The organism is Mycolicibacterium arenosum, assembly GCF_024320865.1.
Classification (GTDB): domain Bacteria; phylum Actinomycetota; class Actinomycetes; order Mycobacteriales; family Mycobacteriaceae; genus Mycobacterium; species Mycobacterium arenosum.
On sequence record NZ_JANDBD010000011.1, the window covers coordinates 235,081 to 257,112 of the forward strand.

Below are 22,032 nucleotides of genomic sequence, written 5' to 3' on the forward strand. Positions count from 1 at the left end.
GGTGCGTCCAATAGGGCATGGAGTTCGTGCGCGCACCTCGACAACCCGCGCCGCCGGTCGACGGCGGGGTGGTGCTGCTGGATGCTCCTCCGGAGGTGCCGGCGGCCACGCCCGCCGGTTCGATCGGGCGGCTGCTGCCGATCGCGATGGTCGTGGCGGCACTGGGGATGACGGCCCTCTACTTCACGTCGGGGGTCGGCACCAGTCGCAGCCCGATGTTCGCCCTGTTCCCGATCATGATGGTGATGTCGGCGGTCGGATCCCTGGCCTACGGACTGCGCAACGACAACCGCAGCGCCGAACTGGATGCGGGCCGACGGCGGTACCTGCGCTACCTCGATGACGTCGCGGCGAAAGCGCTGGAGACCGCGACGGCGCAGCACCGCCGCGCCCGGTTCAGCCACCCCGACCCGGCGGCACTCTGGGCGCTGGTAGGCGGGCCCCGGATGTGGGAACGCGGACCCGGCGATCCCGACTTCGGCGTCGTTCGGATCGGCATCGGTCGGCAGCCGCTCGCGACACCCGTGCTGGCTCCCGAGCTCAGCACCCACGACGTACCGGATCCGGTCACCGCGGATGCACTGCGGCGGTTGCTGGAGGACACTGCGGAGGTGGCCGACATGCCGGTCACCGTCGACCTCGCCGCCGATCCGGTCATCGCCGTCGCGGGTGAGCGGGAGACCGCCCGCGCCCTGGTGCGCTCCGTCGTCTGCCAGCTCGCGGTGTTCCACGGACCGGCGTCGCTGGCGATATCGGCCGTCGTCGACCGGGCGTCGGCTGGTGAGTGGGACTGGCTGAAGTGGCTGCCGCAGCACCGGCGACCGGGATGGGGCGACTGCGCGGGCGAGGCGCGCCGAACGTTCAACCGGGTGAGTTCGGTTGCAGCCGAGGCTGTCCCGCGCACGGTCGTGGTGGTGGACAGCGGCTCGGTGACCGGCCTCGACGCCAGTGTCGACGGGGTCACCGTCATCATGATCGGCGGCACGTCCGGGCACGTCGTCGACCCGACGGCGCAGGGTGCCGACGCGATGACGATCGCGCAGGCGCTCGCATGCGCCCGACGGCTGGCCCGCTATCGCGAGCCCAGTGCCAACCCCGGTGCGCGGCCGGCCTGGACCGCACTGTCCGGTATCGGCGTCCCCGACCGGGTCGACCCCGCGCATGCGTGGCGCCCACGGGTCGGACGAGAGCTGTTGCGTGTACCGGTCGGCACCGATGCGCGGGGTGACCCGGTGCACCTCGACCTGAAGGAGGCCGCCGATCAGGGGATGGGGCCGCACGGTCTGTGTGTCGGAGCAACGGGCTCGGGCAAGTCGGAGTTCCTGCGGACGCTGACCCTGAGCCTGGTCGCCACTCACCCGCCCGAGGCGCTGAACCTGGTGCTCGTCGACTTCAAGGGAGGCGCGACGTTCCTCGGCTTCGAGCGCCTGCACCACGTCGCCGCGGTCATCACGAACCTCGCCGACGAAGCGCATCTGGTGAGTCGCATGCGCGACGCGCTCACCGGGGAGTTGACGCGACGGCAGGAACTGCTGCGCGCTGCGGGCCGCTGCGCCGACCTCGCGGGCTACCGAGCGCAACGGCTGTCGAACCCGGCGCTGCCGATCCTGCCGACGTTGCTGATCGTGGTCGACGAGTTCTCCGAGCTGCTCACCGCCCATCCGGATTTCGTCGACCTGTTCGTCGCGGTCGGCCGGGTCGGTCGCTCGCTGGGCATCCATCTCCTGCTCGCCAGCCAACGGCTGGAGGAGGGTAGGCTGCGCGGGCTCGACACCCACCTGTCCTATCGGATCTGCCTGAAGACGTTCTCCGCGAGCGATTCCCGCGCCGTGCTCGGTACCGCCGACGCCTTCGACCTGCCCAACTCACCGGGTGCCGCCCTGCTGAAGACGCCGTCGGGTGAGCTCATCGGATTCCACGCCGCCTACGTGTCGGGCGCGATCGAGGCTGCTTCCGCGAACCCCGCGTGCGCGCCCGGCACGGTGAGCCCGTTCACCGCCGCGCCCGTCGGCGAGGTGCGGCCGACGGTGGTACCGCGTGAGCCCAGACGGCGCACGGTGCTCGACGCGGTCGTCGCCCGGTTGGCCGATCACGGCACGCCCGCCCACCGGGTGTGGCTGCCACCGCTGGTGGCGCCGCCGACGCTCGCGGGTGTGCTCGCGCACGCGACGGGGACACCCGAGCTCGTGGCGGCGATCGGCCTGGTGGACAACGCGTTCGCGCAGCGACGTGATCCGCTGCTGGCCGACGTGCGGGCCGCCGGCGGCCACGTCGCGGTGGTGGGCGGCCCCCGCAGCGGGAAGTCGACGGCGCTGCGCACGCTGATGCTCGCGCTAGCCGTCGCGCACCCGCCCGATCAGGTGCGGTTCCACGTGCTGGACTTCGGCGGCGAGCTCGCGTCGGTGCGCGAGCTGCCGCACGTGGGCAGCGTCGCGGGCCGGTTCGACCGGGAGCTGGCCGAGCGCATCGTCGCGCACGTGCAGGCGATCGTGCGGCGCCGCGAGGCGGCGCGCGAGCGCGACGGCGAGGTGTTCCTCGTCATCGACGGTTGGGGCGCGCTTCGGCAGGAGTTCGACGGGATCGAGGAGACCGTGACTGCGATCGCCGGACAGGGCCTCTCGGTCGGCGTGCACGTCGTCATCGCCGCGGCCCGCTGGGCCGAGATCAGGCCCGCGCTCAAGGATCGAATCGGCACCAGAGTCGAACTGCGCCTTGGTGATCCCGCTGATTCGGAGATGGATCGCCGAGCTGCCCGGCTGCTGGTCGACCGCCCCGCCGGTCACGGTGTCACCAGAGACGGTCTCGAGGCGGTGATCGCGCTGCCGCGACTCGACGGGGTCGGCTCGGCGGCGGGCCTCGAGGACGCGTGGCGTGCCGCGGCGGACACGCTGCGGCGCCGGTATCCGGGAGCCGCGACCGCGGAGGTCGAACTGCTGCCCGCGCAGGTGCTCCTCGAGTCGGTTGCGACGCGGTGCCCGGACGCCGTGGTGCTCGGCCTCGACGTCGAGCTGTCACCCGTCGTGCTCGACTTCGCCACGGCGCCACACGCGTTGATCGTCGGCGACTCGCGCAGCGGCAAGACCGCCGCGTTGCGCACGCTGTGCCGCGAGCTGATCCGCATCCGCGACCCCGCGGCCGCGCAACTCGTCGTCGTCGACGTCCGCCGCTCCCTGCTCGGCGAGGTCGAGGGCGACCATCTGCGCGGCTATGCGATGTCGGTGTCGGGCGCGGAGTCCCAGCTGGCCGACGTGACCGACGAACTGCGGCTTCGCCTGCCCCCGGACACGGTGACGCAGCGACAACTGCGCGATCGGTCGTGGTGGTCGGGCCCCGAGTGGTACGTCGTCGTGGACGACTACGACGTGGTGGCGGCGTCGACGGTCAACCCGCTCACCCCTCTGCTCGAGTTCCTCCCGCACGCCACCGACATCGGCCTGCACCTGGTCGTGGCCCGCCGTTCCGGCGGTGCCGCGCGGGCGATGTTCGATCCCGTGCTCAGCGGGTTGCGCGATCACGGCTGTCTGGGACTGGCGCTCAGCGCCGGTCCCGACGACGGCGTGCTGTTCGGGTCGGTGCGGCCGCGGCCGTTGCCACCGGGGCGCGGAACGGTCTGCGTGCGCGGCGAACCCGATCGGCTGCTGCAGGTGGCGTGGACGGATCCGCGATGAGGCACGCCGACGTCGTCGTCGTCGGACCGGGCGCGGTGACCGGTCCGGAGACCGTCGACCCGGAGCTGGTGCGGACCGCACTCGATGCCGTCGACGACAGGCTCGCCGTGTACGACGACCGGATCGTCACGGTTCGCGAGCTGTGGGGTCGCGTGGTCGACGAGGCACTGGGGGAGCGGCACGACCGGGTCACGCTGGTGGTGCCGTCCTGGTGGCCGGGATCGCGGGTGGAGCTCGTCGAGGATGCGCTGCTGACGCTGAGCGCCGTGGTCACGGTGCTGCGTCGCGGCGAGGTGCTCCGCACCCTCGCGCCCGTTGTGGTCGAACTCGGTCCAGGGGCGCCGTCGGTCGATGAGGTGCTCGAATCCTGTAGCGGCGCAGCCACGGTGGTGCTCGACACCCCGACGGGCGTCGGCGGCCTCGACGCCGTGGCGCTCGACGTGGAGCGGCGGCTCGAACGCCGCGGCGTCGAGGTGATCCGGGTCGACGACGACGGCGTGCGAGGGGCGGCCGGGACGGATCCGCAGCGGCCGCGGCCGCGGTGGCGTCCGGCTCGAGTGGGTGTGATCGCCTGCGCGCTGACGATCGCCGCGGCGCTCGCCGGCGCCGCCCTGCGCCCCGAACCGACGCGCTCGGCACCGGCGACCACGTGGGTCGTCGAGGGGCGCGTGGCGGTCGAGGTCCCCGCGAACTGGGCCGTCGAACGAGTGGTGACCGGTCCGGGATCGGCTCGCCTACAGGTGATGTCGCCCGACGGCGGCGCGGCGGTGCACATCACTCAGGCCGTGGTTGCGCCCCTGGAGACCCGAGATGGCACGGCGCGGGCACTCGGCGCCGCGTTGCAGCGGCAGCCGGCGGGCGTGTTCACGGACTTCAACCCCGACGACGTGGTGGCGGGTCGACACGCGGTGAGCTATCGCGAGGTGCGGTCCGGCGTCGTCGATTGGACCGCGCTGGTCGACGGCGGAGTTCGGATCGCCATCGGATGTCGCGACGGGTCCACGGAGCCACGGCGAACCGCGGTGTGTGAGCGCGCGATCGGCAGCGCGAGAACCCTCGGCGAAATCGGGTAGCGATCGATGGAACCGAACGGCGTCCGGCTGCGTCCTAATTACACATCCACAACAGCACTTTCGACGAGAGGGAAGCGATGACGACACCGGCGAGCGGAACGCTCACCACCGACTTCGAGATGATGACCGCGGTGGCGGGCAGGATCGACGTCCGCAACGACGAACTGCGTGCGATGCTGCGCGCGTTCATGGGACGAATGGCAGGCGTTCCGACGACCGTGTGGGGCGGCGCGGCGGCGGCCAGGTTCCGCGACGTCGTCGGGCGCTGGGACGCGGAGTCGCACACGCTGTACACCGCCCTACAGCGCATCTCCGAGAACATCCGTGCCAACGAGCGCACGCTCCGCGAGGTCGCCGATTCCCACTCGCACGCGATCGCCGCCACCGGCAACACGTTGTAAACCCCTATCCCACAATCGATATGGAGACATCATGGATCCGGTTCTGTCATACGACTTCGACGCCATCGAGCACACGGTTCGGCAGGAGATCCACACCACGTCGGCCCGGTTCAACGCCGCGCTGGACGAGTTGCGTGCGCAGGTAGCGCCGCTGCAGGCGACGTGGACGCGGGAGGCGGCCGAGGCGTACCGCGTCGAGCAGGCTCGCTGGGAGCAGTCGGCGGCGGCGCTCAACGACATCCTGTTCCGGCTCGGCAACGCCGTGCGAGACGGCGCCGCCGACGTCGCGGACACCGATAGACGCGCCGCGGGAGCGTGGGGCTAGCCCCGATGAACTCTGTGCGGTCCCGCCGGAATGGAGAGCCGGCGGGACCGCACAGTCATCTGCGCCCTTCAGCGGCCGTTTTGGACTACATTGGCGGCCACGCGCGCAGGTGAATTGACGCGCAGGAGTGTGAGCAGCGGTGGTGACCACGAAGGCATCGGGCGGCCGGCCGAGTGGCCAGCCGCCTGACCTGCGCGCGGTTCACGAACTCTTCGTCGCGGGGCAGGTCGACGCGGACTACCTGGACGCGTCCGCCCTGCGCCCCCTGGTGGCCGACAGTTGGCGGCGCAGCCTCGCGACCGGCGTCGATCCGGATCGCGGCGGCGCGGATGCGGCGTCGGCGGCCTCCACGCTGGAACGCCTGCGCTCGGCTCATCCGCTGGCGTCGGCGTTGCCGGTGATCAGGAAGCTGCTGGTCGAGGACGCCTCCGACGCAGGCGTCCTCGTCGCCGTGACCGCCGCCGACGGCACGCTGCTCTGGGTGGAGGGGGACCCCACCGCGCGGCGCAAAGCCGAGGCCATGAACTTCGTGCCCGGCGCGGACTGGAGTGAACGCGGGGCGGGCACCAACGCCCCCGGCACCGCACTCGCCCTCGACCGCGAACTGCAGATCCTCGGATCGGAGCACTTCTCGCGCATCGTCCAGCCCTGGAGTTGCACCGCCGTGCCCGTGCACGACCCGGCGACCGGTGCGCTGCTCGGTGCCATCGATCTGACGGGCGGCAGCCAGGTGGCGTCCCCGCAGACGCTGGCGTTGGTGCGGGCCACCGCGGTCGCCGTCGAGCACCACCTCGCGCTTCTTCGTCTGACCCGCCCCGAGCCGGTCGGCGTCACCAACGCGCGGCTCACGGTCCTCGGTGGCGAACGGCCCACGTGGGTGTCCACCGACGCCGACGGTGCGCCGCACGCACACACCCTGACGGGCAGGCACGCCGACATCCTCGTCCTGCTCACGCGGCACCCGGAGGGGCTCAGCGCCGACCACCTGGCCATGCTGCTCGACGACAACGACCTGGACGCGGTCACCATCCGAGCCGAGATGTCGAGGCTGCGCCGGGTGATCGGTGCCGAGTACGTCGCGTCCCGGCCGTACCGGCTGCTGGCGCCGGTCGACAGCGACGTCGCCGACGTGTTCGCCGCGCTGCAGCGCGGAGAGGTCGATGGTGCGCTGGCGCGGTATGCGGGAGTTCTGCTGCCGCAATCCGTTTCACCGGCTATCGCGCGACTGCGCACCGAGCTCAGTACCGCGCTGCGCGCCGCCGTCCTGTCCACCGGCAGCGTCGCGCTGTTGCGCCGCTGGTTGGCGCTGCCCGAGGGCCGTGACGACCGTGGCGGGTGGCAGCTCCTACACGACAGCGCCGCCTCGGACGGCGTCGCTCGCGCGCAGGCGCGCGGCCACCTGGCCGGCCTGGACGCCGAACTGTCCTGAACCTGAGCAACCCCGTATTCGCCCAGCTCACGACGCATCGAAACGCGAGTTGTGCAGCCGCCGCACGCCTTTCACGATAGATGCATGACTCTGCATGAATACGCCGGATTCGTCCCGGCCGACTACGCCGCGGCGATGGTCGAACCGACCCGCACGTGGTGGCAGTGGCGGGACACGCATGTGCACATCGCGCGTGCCGCCCGGCCACAGGCCCGTGCTCGCGTCATGGTGATTCACGGTGGTGGCGGATACAGCGAGGCGCTCTGGCCTGCGGCGGCGGTCGTCGCCAGCGACGGAGTTGAGGTGTTCGCCCCCGACCTGCCGCTGTACGGCCACACCGAGACCCCAGATCCGTCGGGCGTGCGCTACGGCGACTGGATCGACCTGCTGTGCGACCTGGTGCGTGCGGAGCGGGCAACCGATCCGCGGCCGCTGATCCTGTTCGGCGCCAGCATGGGCGGCATGTTGGCGTACGAGGTCGCTGCGCGTACGGCAGGTGAGGTGGCGGCGGTGCTGGCGACGTGCCTGCTCGATCTCGCCGACCCCACGGCGCGCGCGGCGGCGTCGAGGTACGCGTGGATGGGCGGGCCCGCTCCGGCGCTCTTGCGTGCCGTGGACCCGGTGCTCGGTCGTGTGCGCCTGCCCATCCGCTGGTTCGCCGACATGGCCGCGATGAGCTCGAACCCCGCGCTGTCGCGGCTGTGTGCATCCGACCCGCGCGGGGGAGGGACCCGCGTCCCGCTCGGCTTCCTGTGCAGCTGGATGAACTACCGCCACACGGACCCGGCCGCCTTCGACGCTGCGCCGGTCACGCTGGTGGCACCCGCCGCCGACCTCTGGACACCGCCGGAGGTGAGCATCCGCTTCCTGCAACGTATTTCGGCACCGACCAAACTCGTGATGCTGGAGAACTGCGGGCACTTCCCGATCGAGCAGCCCGGCATCGGGCGGCTGCGCGACGAAGTGCTCGCCACCGTCACCGAGGTGGCGCCAGCGCGGTGACGAGTTCGGTCAGCTGCGTGACGCTGAACCCGCGCTCCGTCATCACCCGGTGCACGTGCGCGTCGACGGCGGCGACGACGGTCTGGGCGGTCAATTCGACATCGTCGCCGCCGCGGTCGCAGCGCTTGAGGTGAAACGCGACCTCCTCGACGACGTGTTCCTCGAGATCGCGCAGCACCGCGAGATCGCGGGACGTGCTCGGCAGCAGCCGGTGCATGACGGCGTGCAACCGCGGATGCGCCCGGTGGTCGTCGACGATCACCTGCAGCAGCGCGCGGATGGTCTCGTCGAACGGCGGCGTGGCGATGCGCAACCGGTGGAACTCCGCGTTGAGTCGCCGGCTGGTGTCGGCGACGTGACGTTCGGCCACCGCCCGCAGCAGCGCGTTCTTATCGGGGAAGTACTGGTACAGCGTCCCGATGGACAATCCGGCGCGCTCGGCGATCCGGTTGGTGGTCGTCGCGATCCCCTCGCGGGAGAACATCTGCGTGGCCGCTTCGAGCAGCACGTCGACCGTTTCGCGCGATCGTGCCTGCCTGGGCTTCTTCCTCGGACCGTCGATACCGACGAGTATGGGCGGCCGTGCAACCGTGATGCAACGGTGCGAAACCTACCTTGAGTGACGACCGCCACACTGTGGCGCCGGACGGCACTGAAAGCTAGGAGACCGCTTCATGACCACATACGCACGGCCCGGCACCGAGGGTGCCCTGATGTCGTTCGAATCCCGCTACGCCAACTTCATCGGCGGCGAATGGGTCGCCCCGGTAGGCGGGGAGTACTTCGAGAACCCGACGCCGATCACCGGTCAGGTGTTCTGCGAGATCCCGCGCTCCACCGAGGCCGACATCGAGAAGGCCCTCGACGCCGCCCACGCCGCCGCGCCGGCATGGGGCAAGACGTCGCCCGGCGAGCGCGCCCTCGTCCTGAACAGGATCGCCGACCGCATCGAGGAGAACCTCGAATCCATCGCCGTCGCCGAATCGTGGGACAACGGCAAGCCGGTGCGCGAAACGCTCAACGCCGACATCCCGCTGGCGGTCGATCACTTCCGCTATTTCGCGGGGGCGCTGCGTGCGCAGGAGGGGTCGCTGTCGCAGATCGACGAGGACACCGTCGCCTACCACTTCCACGAGCCGCTCGGCGTCGTCGGGCAGATCATCCCGTGGAACTTCCCCATTCTGATGGCCGTCTGGAAGCTGGCCCCGGCACTGGCCGCAGGCAACGCGGTGGTGCTCAAGCCCGCCGAGCAGACACCGGCGTCGATCCTCTATCTGTTCTCGATCATCGGCGATCTGCTGCCCGCCGGCGTCGTCAACATCGTCAACGGGTTCGGGGTGGAAGCCGGCAAGCCGCTCGCGTCGAGCAACCGCATCGCGAAGATCGCGTTCACCGGTGAGACCACCACGGGCCGGCTGATCATGCAGTACGCCTCGCAGAACCTGATCCCGGTGACGCTGGAGTTGGGCGGCAAGAGTCCCAACATCTTCTTCTCCGACGTGCTCGCCGCCAACGACGACTACCAGGACAAGGCGCTCGAGGGCTTCACGATGTTCGCCCTCAACCAGGGCGAGGTCTGCACCTGCCCGTCACGCTCGCTGATCCAGGCCGACATCTACGACGAGTTCCTGGCGATGGCCGCGGTGCGTACCAAGGCCGTGCGCCAGGGCGACCCGCTGGACACCGAGACGATGATCGGCGCGCAGGCGTCCAACGACCAGCTCGAGAAGATCCTCTCGTACATCGAGATCGGGAAATCCGAAGGCGCGCAGGTGGTTACCGGTGGCGAGCGGTGTCAACTCGGCGGCGACCTCAACGGCGGCTACTACGTGACGCCGACGATCTTCACCGGCGACAACTCGATGCGCGTGTTCCAAGAGGAGATCTTCGGTCCAGTCGTCGCCGTCACGTCGTTCAACGACTACGACGACGCGATCTCGATCGCCAACGACACGCTCTACGGGTTGGGTGCGGGGGTGTGGAGCCGCGACGGCAACACCGCCTACCGGGCCGGGCGTGACATCAAGGCCGGCCGGGTGTGGACCAACTGCTACCACGCGTACCCCGCGCACGCGGCGTTCGGCGGTTACAAGCAGTCGGGCATCGGCCGCGAGAACCACAAGATGATGCTGGACCACTACCAGCAGACGAAGAACCTGCTGGTGAGCTACTCGAACAAGGCGCAGGGCTTCTTCTGATCTCTCCGCCGAACGACGGTTACCGCCACGCTCCCCTCGATTTCGCGTGGCGGTAATCGTCATTCGGCGACCGGTCGGGATTCGACGCCGGTGGGCGTTTTGACCTGCGGTGACGGCCGCGGGTAAGCTCCCACGTTGGCATGCGGCATCGCGGGGCCATCGGGTCTACACCGGTCGCCGAGATTCACCCCGCCGCACACCGCCTGACCGGCCCCCGGCTCGCGCTGGGATCACACCCGAGAAAGAGAAGGTAAGCGCTTTGCCTACGTACACGCCGAAGGCAGGCGACACCACGCGCACGTGGTACGTCGTCGACGCCCAGGACGTGGTGCTCGGCCGGCTCGCCGTCGAAGTAGCCAAGCTGCTCCGCGGTAAGCACAAGCCGACGTTCACGCCGAATGTCGATGGCGGCGATTTCGTCGTCGTCATCAACGCCGAGAAGGTCGCCATCGGTGGCGACAAGCTCACCAAGAAGTTCGCCTACCGCCACTCGGGTTATCCCGGCGGCCTGCGCAGGCGCACCATCGGTGAGCTGTTGGAGAAGCACCCGACCCGCGTCGTCGAGAACGCGATCGTCGGCATGCTCCCGCACAACAAGCTGAGCCGACAGGTGCAGAAGAAGCTCAAGGTCTACGCCGGACCGGAGCACCCGCACGCCGCGCAGCAGCCCGTCCCGTTCGAGATCAAGCAGGTGGCCCAGTGACCGAGCCCAACGAAACCGTCGACGAGGTCGTCGAGGAAGCCCCCGCGGGCGACTACTCGACCGAGACCCCCGAGACCGAGGCCGCCGAGGAGACCGCTCCTCGCGCGCCGATCGTCATCGACCGGCCCATTCAGACCGTCGGCCGCCGCAAGGAGGCCGTGGTGCGGGTGCGCCTGATGCCCGGCACCGGCAAGTTCGAGCTGGACGGCCGTTCGCTGGAGGAGTACTTCCCGAACAAGGTGCACCAGCAGCTGATCAAGGCTCCGCTGGTGCTCGTCGACCGTGTCGACTCCGTCGACATCTTCGCCCACCTCGATGGCGGCGGCCCGTCCGGTCAGGCCGGCGCGCTGCGTCTGGCCATCGCCCGCGCGCTGATCATCGTGCAGCCCGAGGACCGCCCGCCGCTGAAGAAGGCCGGCTACCTCACGCGTGACCCGCGTGCCATCGAGCGCAAGAAGTACGGCCTCAAGAAGGCCCGCAAGGCGCCTCAGTACAGCAAGCGCTGATCGATCGACATCGGAACCGCCGGGTGTGCCCACCGCACACCCGGCGGTTTCGTCGTTTCGGGGGGTCGAGGTTTAGCCGCGATCCCATCGGGAATACGTACCCCTTGGAGGCGCGTGCGTCGTCGTATTACGCGACGCCCCGGTCGGGACGAACCCGCTACCGGAAGCTCACAAGCACAGCTGGTCACGAGACTGGTCTGCGCGCTTCCACAATGAGAGGAAGTGGTTCGATGAACAACGTCATCAAGACTCACGTCAAGTTCGCCGCAGGCATTGCGCTCGGCGGTGCCCTGTTCGCCGCGAGTGCGGGCGTGGCTGGTGCGGAGCCGATGGTGCAGGACGAGAACCTCAGCCTGTCGATCGGCGAGGTCACGGTCCTGGAGAGCGCCGACCTGGAGAAGGCCACCGAGGTCGCGGGTGCGGTGTGCAACATCGACGCGACCCAGGCCAACACCATCGCCGAGAAGGCCAGCACGGAGACGACCGCGCAGACGGTGTGCGACCTGCCGGCTGGCGCGGTCACGTTCTCGCAGGCCAGCAGCGTGATGGAGAACCTGCCCGGATCGGCCCCGGCCGGTGAGTGGCAGCCCGATGACCAGATGACGCCGGCCAACCCCGGCGGCCCGATGGTTCCCGGCAGCCCGACCGACACGGTCGATCAGATTCCCAGCTGATAGCTGACCTCCTCACCGCCCGCGTCCTTCCGAGGACGCGGGCGGTGAGCCCGTTCGGCACCGGTTGGCTCTCGACCCCTTGGTTGTGAAAGGTTGTTCCGCATGGCTCGACTGTTCGGCACCGATGGCGTGCGAGGAGTCGCCAACCAGGACCTCACCGCCGAACTGGCGCTGGCCCTCGCGTCGGCGGCCGCGCGACTGGGGACATCCCACCGCACCCACCGGGTCGCGGTGGTCGGCCGCGATCCCCGCGCCAGCGGGGAGATGCTCGAAGCCGCCGTGATCGCGGGGCTCACCAGCGAAGGCGTCGACGCGCTGCGGGTCGGCGTACTCCCGACGCCCGCGGTCGCGTACCTCACCGCGTCCTACGACGCCGAGTTCGGCGTGATGATCTCGGCGTCGCACAACCCGATGCCGGACAACGGCATCAAGATCTTCGGCCCCGGCGGTCACAAGCTGGACGACGCCACCGAGGACCGCATCGAGGATCTGGTGAACACCGGCCCGACCACGCGGCCGGTGGGGGCGGGCATCGGACGGGTGCGCGACGCCGCCGACGCGCTGGACCGCTACCTGGGCCACGTCCGCACCGCGGTGACCGCGCCCGCGCGCGGCCTCACCGTCGTCGTGGATTGCGCGCACGGCGCAGCGTCGATCGCGGCTCCACTCGCCTACCGTGCCGCCGGCGCCAACGTCATCGCGATCAACGCCGAACCCAACGGCCTCAACATCAACGACCGATGCGGATCCACTCACCTGGACGTGCTGCAGCAGGCGGTCCGTGCGCACGGCGCAGATCTGGGGCTCGCTCTCGACGGTGACGCCGACCGCTGCCTCGCCGTCGACGCCGACGGCGAGATCATCGACGGCGACGCCATCATGGTGGTGCTCGCTCTCGCCATGCGCGAGGCCGGGGAGCTGGCGTCGGACACCCTGGTAACGACGGTGATGAGCAACATGGGCCTGCACCTGGCGATGCGCGGCGCGGGCATCGAGGTGCACACCACCAGCGTCGGTGACCGGTACGTGCTCGAGGAGCTGCGGGCCGGCGAGTTCTCGCTCGGCGGTGAGCAATCCGGCCACATCGTCATACCGAGCTTCGGCACGACCGGTGACGGCATCGTCACCGGCTTGCGGCTGATGTCGCGGATGGCGCAGACCGGGGCGACGCTCGCGGAGCTCGCCCGACCGATGCAGACGCTGCCGCAGGTGCTCATCAACGTGGCGGTCAACGACAAGGCGACGGTGGCGCAGGCTCCGTCGGTGCGCTCCGCGGTCGCCGAGGCCGAGCAGACTCTCGGTGACTCCGGCCGAATCCTGTTGCGGCCGTCCGGAACCGAACAGGTCGTGCGCGTCATGGTGGAAGCGACTGATGAGGACACCGCGCGCATCGTGGCGTCCAAGGTCGCTGAATCGGTCAGCGAACAGGACTGAATTCGAGGGAACCGAACGTCGTCGGCGTGCGTCCTATCTTGCATGGGTGCACACATCGACGTCGCGGTGCTGTTGAATGCCGCGGGACGGTTCGACGCTGCGGCCGACGCGCTGAACCGCGTCGCGCACATGCGGGTGACGTTCGGGGCGGCGACGGCCGGCCGCGCGCATGTCGCGCACGGGGAGGCGGTGCACGGTGACGTCGTCCGGTTGTGCGACGACATCCGGGCGTGGTCGCGGTCCAACGTCGGAATAGCCTCTGCGCTAAGAGCTTCCGCGGATCGCTACGTCGGGGCCGATGCGCGTGCCACGGCTCGGCTGGGTTGAGATGGCTGCCCGATTCGACGCGGCTGCCCGGCTGGCCGAGGGGCGGCCGGTGGTCGGTGACCTGATCGAGTACGTCGCGGCCTGCCGTCAACTGGGCTATCGGCATTCCGACCTGACGGCTCACGCCGCGCAGGTCACCGAGTGGTACAGCGGGCAGGACGGTCTGGATCTCGCTGCGCTGGAAGCCGACGCGGCCGCACTCCGAGCCGTGGCAGCGGGGACCGACGACGTGGCGCGACAGCAGACCGCCGCGGTGGCGGCGCTGCGGGACGGCTGGGCCGGTTCCGGCGGGGGTGCGGCGATCGACTTCCTGAACCGGCATCAGCGCGCCGCGGAGTCGGTGTTCGCCGACGCGCGCACTGCCGCCGAGGCGCTGACCGCTCTGCGCGACGACCTGTGGCGTGCCGTCGACGCACAGGTGGCGGCGACGCTGGATGCGGGTGCGGCGGCGCAGCGCGAGACCTGGCTCGCGGCATCCCGCACGTTGACCACCGGCGCCGGTGATCGCGCCACGGCTAGCGAGCTCATCGACCGCGAGGTGACACCGTTCGTGGACACCGTGATCGGGGGCCGCTGGGTCGCGGCGATGCGAGCGGCGTCCGAGTCGGTGGCCGGGGCTTACCAGGCGGCGGTGACGCGATTGGGTGGTGCCGGCCCAACGGTCTTCGAGGTGCCGTTCGACCTCGGGCCGCATGCGACTGACGCCGCGACTCCGCAGGCCGTTGCGCCGCAGGCCGTTGTACCTGCCGTGAGCGCGCCGGTCACCCCGGCGGCGTTCAGTCCCCAGGAGGCGGCCGCGCCGCCTACGGCCTCACCCGCCGCGTCGGCGCCGCTGTCCGCCCCGGTGGAACCGGGACTCGGTGCGCCTGCGGCGTCGACTCCGGCCATGCCGTCGCTGCCGTCGTTCGGAGAGTCGGGTGGAATGGGTTCCGGGCCTTCGGGATTCGGCACCGGGCTCGCCGATCTGCTCGGCGGACTCGGCGGGTTGTCCGACGGCGGCGAGTTCGAACCGGAGCAGGTTGACGCCGATCCTGCGGAGGTCGACGACGAAGATCTCGACGACGACGAGGAGCCCGTCGACGACGACGATCCCGACGACGATCCCGAGGATGAGGACGAGGTCGAGGACGGCGCGGTCGGGGAGCCCGACGTCGCCGAGGAGGTTGCACCCGAACCCGAACCCGAACCCGAACCCGAACCCGCGCCGACTCCGCCGCCCGTCGAACCGCTCGCCGCGCCGCCGCCACCGCCCGTCGAGGCGCCGCCGGAGCGAACCCCGTGTGAGATCGCCGCCGACGAGCTACCTCAGGTCGGGCAGTAGCGGTGTGCAGCGCACCCCGGCCCTACAGTTCGAACTCCGCGGGATCGATCCCGACTGCGTGGCACGCACTGCGCACGGCGGCCATCTCGTGCTCGTCGAAGTTGCCGTCGGCACCGCCGATGATGATGCCGATCTGAATGACCGCGCGCGCCTGGTCGGGCTTCGACCTGAGCTTGCCGATGGTCGCGGTCGCCTCCACCTTGCCGAACTCGAAATCACTCGAGAGCTTGCTGCAGTACCACTCGAACTTCTCCTGAAGCTCGTGGGGCGGGAAGTGGCTCAACGACTGATTCGTCGCGATCAACCCCGCCGTCTTCTGCCGCTCAGCCGGGTCGATGCTGCCGTCCGCAGCGGCGATGAGGGCGCACATGGCCATCGAACCGTTGGCGAATTCCTTGTTCTTGAACTGGCCCGTCTTCGTGGCGAGCTGTGTGTTGAGTTCTTGCGCCTTGGTCTTGAGTTGATCCCAGAATGCCATGCTCCGCCAACGGGCGGCAGCCACGGAAGGTTCCGAGCGCTGACAGCGGTTTGCGTGTCGAAACCCGTTGCCAGCGCGAGTTTCAACACGCAAGCCGCAACCGGTCAGCCGCGGTCGGCGGCCCGCGATGCGCGGCGGCGCTGGCCGCTGCGGTTGCCCGCGTGCGGACTCGGAGTGCTCGCACCGCTGCGGCCCGATCCGCCAGTGCCGGTGGCCCCGTGTCCGGATCCGCCGCGCGGTGCAGCGCTGCGACCCGCTCCACCGCGTGCGCCGCGACGGCGACCGCCGCCACCCTGGCCCTGGCGCTCGCCGCTCTGACGCTCCCCGCGCTGGCGCGGCGGACGCTGCGGCTCCGGTGCCTCGATCTCGATGGGGCCGCTGAACGTCCGCTCGCCGGGGGCGATCTCCAGCAGGACGGGATGCGTCGTGCCACGGAACTTCGTGATGGTCGGCTTGATGCCGGCCTTGCGGGTGAGGTCGCGAACGTCCGAGACCTGGCTGTCGATCATCAGCGTCACGACGGTGCCGTCGGCGCCGGCGCGCGCAGTGCGTCCCGAACGGTGCAGGTACGCCTTGTGTTCCACGGGCGGGTCGGCGTGCACGACCAGGTTGACGTCGTCGACGTGGATACCTCGAGCCGCGATGTCCGTCGCGACCATCACCGTCGCGCTGCCGTCGCTGAACGCCGCCAGGTTGCGGGTGCGGGCGTTCTGCGACAGGTTGCCGTGCAATTCGACGGCGGGCACACCACGGGAATTCAGCTTGCGGGTAAGGCCTTTCGCGCCGTGCTTGGTGCGGGCGAAGACGATCGTCCGGCCCGGCGACGCGGCGAGGTCGGTCAGGACGTCGACCCTGGCGGCGTTGTCGACGTGCAGCACGTGGTGCACCATCGCCGACACCGGCGACTGCGCGGAGTCGACGCTGTGCGTGACCGGGTCGTGCAGGTACCGCTTCACCAGCACGTCGACGCCGTTGTCCAGCGTCGCCGAGAACAGCATCCGCTGGCCCTTCTTGGGCGTCCGGTCGAGCAGACGCTTGACGCCGGGAAGGAAGCCGAGGTCCGCCATGTGGTCGGCCTCGTCGAGGATGGTGATCTCGATGGCGGACAGGTCCGCGTGGCGTGAGCTCACGTGATCCTCGAGTCTGCCGGGGCAGGCGATGACGATGTCGACGCCCCTGCGCAGCTTGTCGATCTGCGGCTGTGCGCCGACCCCGCCGAAGATGACGACCGAGCGAAGATCGGTCGCTGCCGCCAACGGCGCCAATGCGGCGTCGATCTGGGCGACGAGTTCACGGGTGGGGGCCAGGATCAGCGCGCGCGGACGGCCGGGCAGACGAGGGCTGTTGCTCTGGGCGAGTCGTGACACCAGCGGAAGCAGGAACGCGTAGGTCTTGCCGGATCCCGTGCGACCGCGGCCGAGAACGTCGCGTCCGGCCAGCGAATCGGGAAGAGTCGCAGCCTGAATGGGGAAGGGTTGCTCGATGCCGTTGGCGGCGAGCGTCGAGACGACGGCCGTTGGCAGGCCGAGTTCAGCGAAAGTAGGCATGAAAAGCTAATACTCCGAAAAGTCGAGTGGTCGTCCTGCCCGGCGCGGAAGTGGTCCGCGGCGCTCGGTAGAAACGAGTAGAAGCGGCAAGAGGCAGAACAGAAAATGCCGCAAGGCAGAGTCTAGCCGCTCACCGGGGTGCATCCCCAATCAGGAGACGTACGTCACGGTGCACGTGGGGTTACCCGGTGAGCTTGACCAGTTCCTCGGTGAACTTCACCTGCTCGGCGGACTCGGCGGCCATCGGGTGCACCAGCAGCGTCGTGACGCCCGCCTCGGCGTACGCGGCGAGGCGCTCCTTGACGAATCCCTTTGGTCCGATGAGGGATACGTTGCGCACCAGTTCGTCCGGCACCGCCGCGATGGCCTCGGCCTTCTTGCCCGCGAGGTAGAGATCCTGGATCTCGTTGGCGACGTCGCCGAAACCGTATCGGGTCGCGAGGTTGTGGTAGAAGTTCTTGCCGCGCGCGCCCATGCCGCCGATGTACAGCGCCAGTTGCGGTTTCGCCCACGCCAGGCGGTCCTCCACGTCGTCGCCGATCGCGAGGCTCGCCGACACCATGACGTCCAGTGGTCCGAGTTCGGGATCGCGCTTGGCGGATCCGGCGCGCAGCGCGTCGCCCCACACCGCATCGGCCTTCTCCGGGTAGAAGAACACCGGCTGCCATCCCTCGGCGATCTCCGCGGTGAGTTCCACGTTCTTGGGGCCCAGTGCGGCGATGGTGATCGGAATACGTTCGCGAACAGGGTGATTGATGAGGTGCAACGACTTGCCCAGCCCGGTGCCGCGTTCGGCGGGCAACGGCACCTGGTAGTACTTCCCGTCGTAGTTCACGTTCTCGCGGCGCCACACCTGCCTGCAGATGTCGACGACCTCGCGGGTGCGGCCCAGCGGTGCGTCGAACGGGATGCCGTGGAACCCCTCAACCACCTGCGGTCCCGATGTTCCGATGCCGAGCCGGAAGCGCCCGTCGGAGACGTAGTCCAGTCCGGCCGCGGTCATCGCCAGCAGGGTCGGGGTGCGCGAGTAGATCGGCACGACTCCGGAGCCCAGTTCGATCGTCGAGGTCTTGGCCGCCAGGTACCCCAGCTGACTGATCGCGTCGTAGGAGTAGGCCTCGGCGACGAGCGCGATGTCGACACCGACCTTCTCCAGTTCGACGACCTGATCGGCGGCTTCGCGGAAACCGCCGGCGTAACTGAGGAAGATCCCGGTGCGCATGGATGGATTAAACCAGACGCTCCCAACCAACTGGTTGGGAGCGCGCCCGCGGTTATGGCTTGAGCAGCGCGACGACCTTGTTCTCCAGGGCCGTCGGATCCTCGGAGAAGGGGTCGAGGACCTCGGACTTCGGCAGGACGGCCTCGGGGTCGGCGAACTCGCGATACGCCTTGTCGCCGGCGAGAACACTCAGCAGATAGCCGGTGAGCAGGGCGCGCACGATCTTCTGCGTGCCGCGGTCGGCGCCGGGCAGTCCGACGGCCTTCGCGAGCCTGCGCCCTTCGATCAGGCCGCCGGCCTTCACGTCCTTGGCGGCTCGCAGGGTCGCGCCGCGCCACACCCTGGCCAGTTCGGTGGCGTTCGATCGCAGTGACATCGGATCGCCGGGGTCGGCGAGGATCAGGCCGGGGGCGCGCAGCCCCGCGGCGGGCTCGAGCGCCGAGGGTGACGTGACGCTCGGGAACAGCGCGACGGCGGTCTTGACGCGGTCGGGAGCGCCCGCGGCGGCGAAAACGGCGGTGGAACCGCCGAAACCGTGACCAACGACACCCAGCTTGGTCGGATGGACGCTGATCTTGCCGGTGCCGAGCCGCACTCCGGCGATGATGTCGAGCGTCGTGCCCAGGTCGAAGGCCAGGTTGAGCGCCGACGGGGCCACGCCCGTCTCGGTGTTCGGCGCCGCGGCGACGATGCCCCACGAGGCCAGGTGCTCCAGGGTTCCGGAGTACCGGTCGGCGGCGGTCAGCCATTCGTGGCCGAACGCGATCCCCGGCAGGTTGAGCCCGGCTTCGGGGGTGTAGACGATGCCCGGCAGACCGGCGAATGCCAGGTCACCGCGGAGAACGCGGTGAGGCCCGCGGCGCGTCAGGGCAGCGAAGAGCTTCTTCGTCTTGGCCACCCGATGACCGTAGCTCACCTGGGTTCACGGCGATGCCTGCACTACCCTGTGAGGCTATGTGCGGAATCGTCGGGTACGTCGGGCAGCGTCCTGCTCGCGACATCGTCGTCGACGCCCTTCGCCGGATGGAGTATCGCGGGTACGACTCATCCGGTGTCGCGCTGCTCGACGGTGTCGGCGGGCTCACGGTGACCCGACGCGCGGGGCGGCTGGGCAACTTGGAGGACGCGCTCGCCGAGACGGATGCCGGCGTGCTGGCGGGCAGCACCGGTGTCGGCCACACCCGCTGGGCCACCCACGGCAGGCCGACCGACCGCAACGCCCATCCGCACCGCGACGGCTCGGGCAAGTTCGCCGTCGTCCACAACGGGATCATCGAGAACTTCGCGCCGCTGCGCGCCGAACTGGAAGCCGATGGCGTCGAGTTCGCCAGCGACACCGATACCGAGGTTGCGGTGCACCTGGTGTCCCGTGAGTACCGGTTAGGGGAGCACGCGGGCGATTTCGTCGCCTCGGTGCTGGCCGTGCTGAGGCGTCTGGAGGGGCACTTCACGCTGGTGTTCGCGAACGCCGACGAGCCCGACAAGATCGTCGCGGCGCGCCGGTCCACGCCGCTGGTGGTCGGTGTCGGCGACGGTGAGATGTTCATCGGGTCCGACGTGGCCGCGTTCATCGAGCACACCCGTGAGGCCGTGGAACTCGGTCAGGACCAGGCCGTTGTGATCTCCGCGAACTCCTACGAGATCTACGACTTCGACGGAACCGACGTCACCACCGCCGCTCGCGCGTTTCACATCGACTGGGATCTGTCGGCCGCGGAGAAGGGCGGCTACGAGTACTTCATGCTCAAGGAGATCGCCGAGCAGCCGACGGCGATCGCCGACACGCTCCTCGGGCATTTCGTCGACGGTCGCATCGTCCTGGACGAGCAGCGCCTCAGCGATCAGGAACTGCGCGAGATCGACAAGGTCTTCATCGTCGCGTGCGGTACCGCCTATCACTCCGGCCTGCTCGCCAAGTACGCCATCGAGCACTGGACGCGGCTGCCCGTGGAGGTGGAGCTCGCGAGCGAGTTCCGGTACCGGGACCCGGTGCTGGACCGCAGCACGCTCGTCATCGCCATCTCGCAGTCCGGCGAGACCGCCGACACCCTCGAGGCCGTCCGGCACGCCAAGGAGCAGAAGGCCAAGGTCCTGGCTATCTGCAATACCAACGGCAGTCAGATCCCGCGCGAATGCGACGCCGTGCTCTACACCAGAGCCGGACCGGAGATCGGCGTCGCGTCCACGAAGACGTTCCTCGCTCAGCTCGCGGCCAACTACCTGGTGGGCCTCGCGCTCGCGCAGGCGCGCGGCACCAAGTACCCCGACGAAGTCGAGCGCGAGTACCTGGAACTTGTCGGCATGTCCGACCAGGTCGCCCGCGTGTTGACGTGCATGGAGCCGGTCACAGAGCTGGCCCAGCGGTTCGCATCGTCGCCGACGGTGCTGTTCCTGGGACGCCACGTCGGTTACCCGGTGGCACTCGAGGGCGCGCTGAAGCTCAAGGAACTGGCGTACATGCACGCCGAGGGTTTCGCCGCCGGCGAGCTCAAGCACGGGCCCATCGCGCTGATCGAGGACGACCTGCCGGTCATCGTCGTCATGCCGTCGCCGAAGAACGCGGCGGTCCTGCACAGCAAGCTGCTGTCCAACATCCGCGAGATCCAGGCGCGCGGCGCGGTCACCATCGTGATTGCGGAGGAGGGCGACGACACCGTGCGTCCCTACGCCGATCACCTGATCGAGATCCCCGCCGTGTCAACGCTTTTCCAGCCGCTGCTGTCGACCATCCCGATGCAGTTCTTCGCCGCGGGTGTGGCCCGTGCCCGCGGGTACGACGTCGACAAGCCGCGCAACCTGGCCAAGTCGGTCACCGTCGAGTAGTGGCGCGCGTCGGGCGGTTCCGCAACGATGCCGCCCGTGCGCGCTACCTCGAGATCTACCGTAGCTGCCTGTCCGCCCTGCCCGCCTATGACGAGTCCTTCGACTCACCAACATCTTTCGGCACGGTACGTGGGTATCGCTTCGGAGGCCCGGCGGGCAAGCCGGTCGTGCTGCTGCCCGGGCGCAACGCGCCGACGCCACTGTGGGCGGCCAACCTGCCGGGGCTGCTGGAACATCGCACGGTGTACTGCCTCGACCTGCTGGGTGAGCCGGGGCTCTCGGTGCAGACGGTGCCGATCACCGGTGCCGACGATCAGGCGCACTGGCTCGACGACGTGCTTGTTGCGCTTCGTCTCGATTCGGTGCATCTCACGGGCCTGTCGTTCGGCGGCTGGTCCGTGACCAACTACGCGCTTCGCATGCCCCAGCGGGTGGCGTCGCTGACCCTGATCGATCCGGCCCTGACGTTCGCGCGTATCCCGCTTCGCACGATCGCGGCGACGATCCCGTTGACGGTGCGGGGCGCGCCGGAGCCGTTGCGCAGGCGGGTGCTGTCGTGGCTCGCCGGTGGAGCCGACGTCGACGACTCCGAACCCGTCGCACGGTTGATCGCGGCCGGATCGACGGATTTCGAACTGCACCAGCCGCTGCCCACGCTGTTCACCGATGACGACTTGCGAGGCCTGGACCTCCCGGTGCTCGCGCTGATCGCCGGCCGCAGTGCCGTTCACGACGCCGAGAGGGCCGCCGACCGGGCCCGAAACCTGTTGCGGCACGGCCGGGTCGAGCTGTGGCCGGACGCGTCGCATGCGATCAACGGCGAGTTCCCCGACCGGATCGCCGAGACGGCGGGCCGATACTGGAATGACGTCGACGCGGCGCCGCCGGTGTGAGACGATCC

At 69.7% G+C, this 22,032-nt stretch carries 20 protein-coding genes; 15 read left to right on the forward strand and 5 right to left on the reverse strand.

Translation table 11 applies throughout. From position 1 onward, the window contains the following. Positions 1-17: 17 nt before the first annotated feature. The 6 genes from eccCa (at position 18) to NM203_RS25220 (ending at position 7,898) form a co-directional block, all read left to right on the forward strand. Positions 18-3,668 carry a type VII secretion protein EccCa gene (eccCa, locus tag NM203_RS25195; protein WP_255063317.1) on the forward strand — a complete coding sequence of 1,217 codons (3,651 nt, stop codon included), beginning with the start codon at positions 18-20 and terminating at the stop codon, positions 3,666-3,668. After that, on the forward strand, positions 3,665-4,741 hold the full coding sequence (locus NM203_RS25200) for a type VII secretion-associated protein (protein WP_255063318.1): 1,077 nt from the start codon (positions 3,665-3,667) through the stop codon (positions 4,739-4,741). Before eccCa ends, NM203_RS25200 begins: the two co-directional genes overlap by 4 nt. A gap of 77 nt (positions 4,742-4,818) precedes the next feature. After that, complete coding sequence (locus tag NM203_RS25205) at positions 4,819-5,142, forward strand: WXG100 family type VII secretion target (RefSeq protein ID WP_255063319.1); 324 nt, start codon at positions 4,819-4,821, stop codon at positions 5,140-5,142. A gap of 31 nt (positions 5,143-5,173) precedes the next feature. After that, a complete protein-coding gene (locus NM203_RS25210) occupies positions 5,174-5,467 on the forward strand; it encodes a WXG100 family type VII secretion target (protein ID WP_255063320.1) in 294 nt (97 codons plus the stop codon). 139 nt (positions 5,468-5,606) lie between these two features. Continuing rightward, entirely contained in the window at positions 5,607-6,896 is a 1,290-nt protein-coding gene (locus tag NM203_RS25215; protein ID WP_255063321.1) for a GAF domain-containing protein, read from the forward strand. An 84-nt stretch (positions 6,897-6,980) separates the two neighbouring features. Then, the gene (locus tag NM203_RS25220; protein ID WP_255063322.1) at positions 6,981-7,898 is read left to right on the forward strand and encodes an alpha/beta hydrolase; all 918 of its coding nucleotides are present in this window, start codon (positions 6,981-6,983) and stop codon (positions 7,896-7,898) included. On the opposite strand, the gene NM203_RS25225 is transcribed toward NM203_RS25220, so the two are convergent. Continuing rightward, a complete protein-coding gene (locus tag NM203_RS25225; protein WP_255063323.1) occupies positions 7,873-8,406 on the reverse strand; it encodes a TetR/AcrR family transcriptional regulator in 534 nt (177 codons plus the stop codon). The two genes, NM203_RS25220 and NM203_RS25225, sit on opposite strands and share 26 nt — an antisense overlap. A gap of 166 nt (positions 8,407-8,572) precedes the next feature. On the opposite strand from NM203_RS25225, the gene adh reads away from it, so the two are divergent. The 7 genes from adh (at position 8,573) to NM203_RS25260 (ending at position 15,061) form a co-directional block, all read left to right on the forward strand. Further along, positions 8,573-10,096, forward strand: a complete 1,524-nt coding sequence (gene adh, locus NM203_RS25230; protein ID WP_255063324.1) for an aldehyde dehydrogenase — start codon at positions 8,573-8,575, stop codon at positions 10,094-10,096. A 259-nt stretch (positions 10,097-10,355) separates the two neighbouring features. Beyond that, entirely contained in the window at positions 10,356-10,799 is a 444-nt protein-coding gene (rplM, locus tag NM203_RS25235; protein WP_255063325.1) for a 50S ribosomal protein L13, read from the forward strand. Next, positions 10,796-11,305 carry a 30S ribosomal protein S9 gene (gene rpsI, locus NM203_RS25240; RefSeq protein WP_308212851.1) on the forward strand — a complete coding sequence of 170 codons (510 nt, stop codon included), beginning with the start codon at positions 10,796-10,798 and terminating at the stop codon, positions 11,303-11,305. Before rplM ends, rpsI begins: the two co-directional genes overlap by 4 nt. A 230-nt stretch (positions 11,306-11,535) precedes the next feature. Beyond that, positions 11,536-11,979 carry a hypothetical protein gene (locus tag NM203_RS25245; protein ID WP_255063326.1) on the forward strand — a complete coding sequence of 148 codons (444 nt, stop codon included), beginning with the start codon at positions 11,536-11,538 and terminating at the stop codon, positions 11,977-11,979. Positions 11,980-12,081: 102 nt separating this feature from the next. Further along, on the forward strand, positions 12,082-13,413 hold the full coding sequence (glmM, locus tag NM203_RS25250) for a phosphoglucosamine mutase (RefSeq protein ID WP_255063327.1): 1,332 nt from the start codon (positions 12,082-12,084) through the stop codon (positions 13,411-13,413). Between the two features lie 42 nt (positions 13,414-13,455). Further along, positions 13,456-13,740 carry a type VII secretion target gene (locus NM203_RS25255; protein ID WP_255063328.1) on the forward strand — a complete coding sequence of 95 codons (285 nt, stop codon included), beginning with the start codon at positions 13,456-13,458 and terminating at the stop codon, positions 13,738-13,740. Beyond that, entirely contained in the window at positions 13,712-15,061 is a 1,350-nt protein-coding gene (locus NM203_RS25260; RefSeq protein ID WP_255063329.1) for a hypothetical protein, read from the forward strand. The genes NM203_RS25255 and NM203_RS25260 overlap by 29 nt, the downstream gene beginning before the upstream one ends. Positions 15,062-15,083: 22 nt before the next feature. On the opposite strand, the gene NM203_RS25265 is transcribed toward NM203_RS25260, so the two are convergent. From NM203_RS25265 to NM203_RS25280, 4 genes are all read right to left on the reverse strand, one after another. Further along, on the reverse strand, positions 15,084-15,563 hold the full coding sequence (locus NM203_RS25265; RefSeq protein ID WP_255063330.1) for a tellurite resistance TerB family protein: 480 nt from the start codon (positions 15,561-15,563) through the stop codon (positions 15,084-15,086). 80 nt (positions 15,564-15,643) lie between these two features. Further along, positions 15,644-17,086, reverse strand: coding sequence for a DEAD/DEAH box helicase (locus NM203_RS25270; RefSeq protein ID WP_255063332.1), 1,443 nt, complete (start codon positions 17,084-17,086; stop codon positions 15,644-15,646). A gap of 181 nt (positions 17,087-17,267) precedes the next feature. Then, a complete protein-coding gene (locus tag NM203_RS25275; RefSeq protein ID WP_255063334.1) occupies positions 17,268-18,308 on the reverse strand; it encodes an LLM class F420-dependent oxidoreductase in 1,041 nt (346 codons plus the stop codon). Positions 18,309-18,360: 52 nt separating this feature from the next. Continuing rightward, a complete protein-coding gene (locus tag NM203_RS25280; protein WP_255063335.1) occupies positions 18,361-19,206 on the reverse strand; it encodes a dienelactone hydrolase family protein in 846 nt (281 codons plus the stop codon). A 56-nt stretch (positions 19,207-19,262) separates the two neighbouring features. Here NM203_RS25280 and glmS point away from each other — a divergent pair, with 56 nt between their 5' ends. Then, on the forward strand, positions 19,263-21,131 hold the full coding sequence (glmS, locus tag NM203_RS25285; RefSeq protein WP_255063336.1) for a glutamine--fructose-6-phosphate transaminase (isomerizing): 1,869 nt from the start codon (positions 19,263-19,265) through the stop codon (positions 21,129-21,131). Continuing rightward, on the forward strand, positions 21,131-22,024 hold the full coding sequence (locus NM203_RS25290; RefSeq protein WP_255063337.1) for an alpha/beta fold hydrolase: 894 nt from the start codon (positions 21,131-21,133) through the stop codon (positions 22,022-22,024). Before glmS ends, NM203_RS25290 begins: the two co-directional genes overlap by 1 nt. Positions 22,025-22,032: the final 8 nt, after the last annotated feature.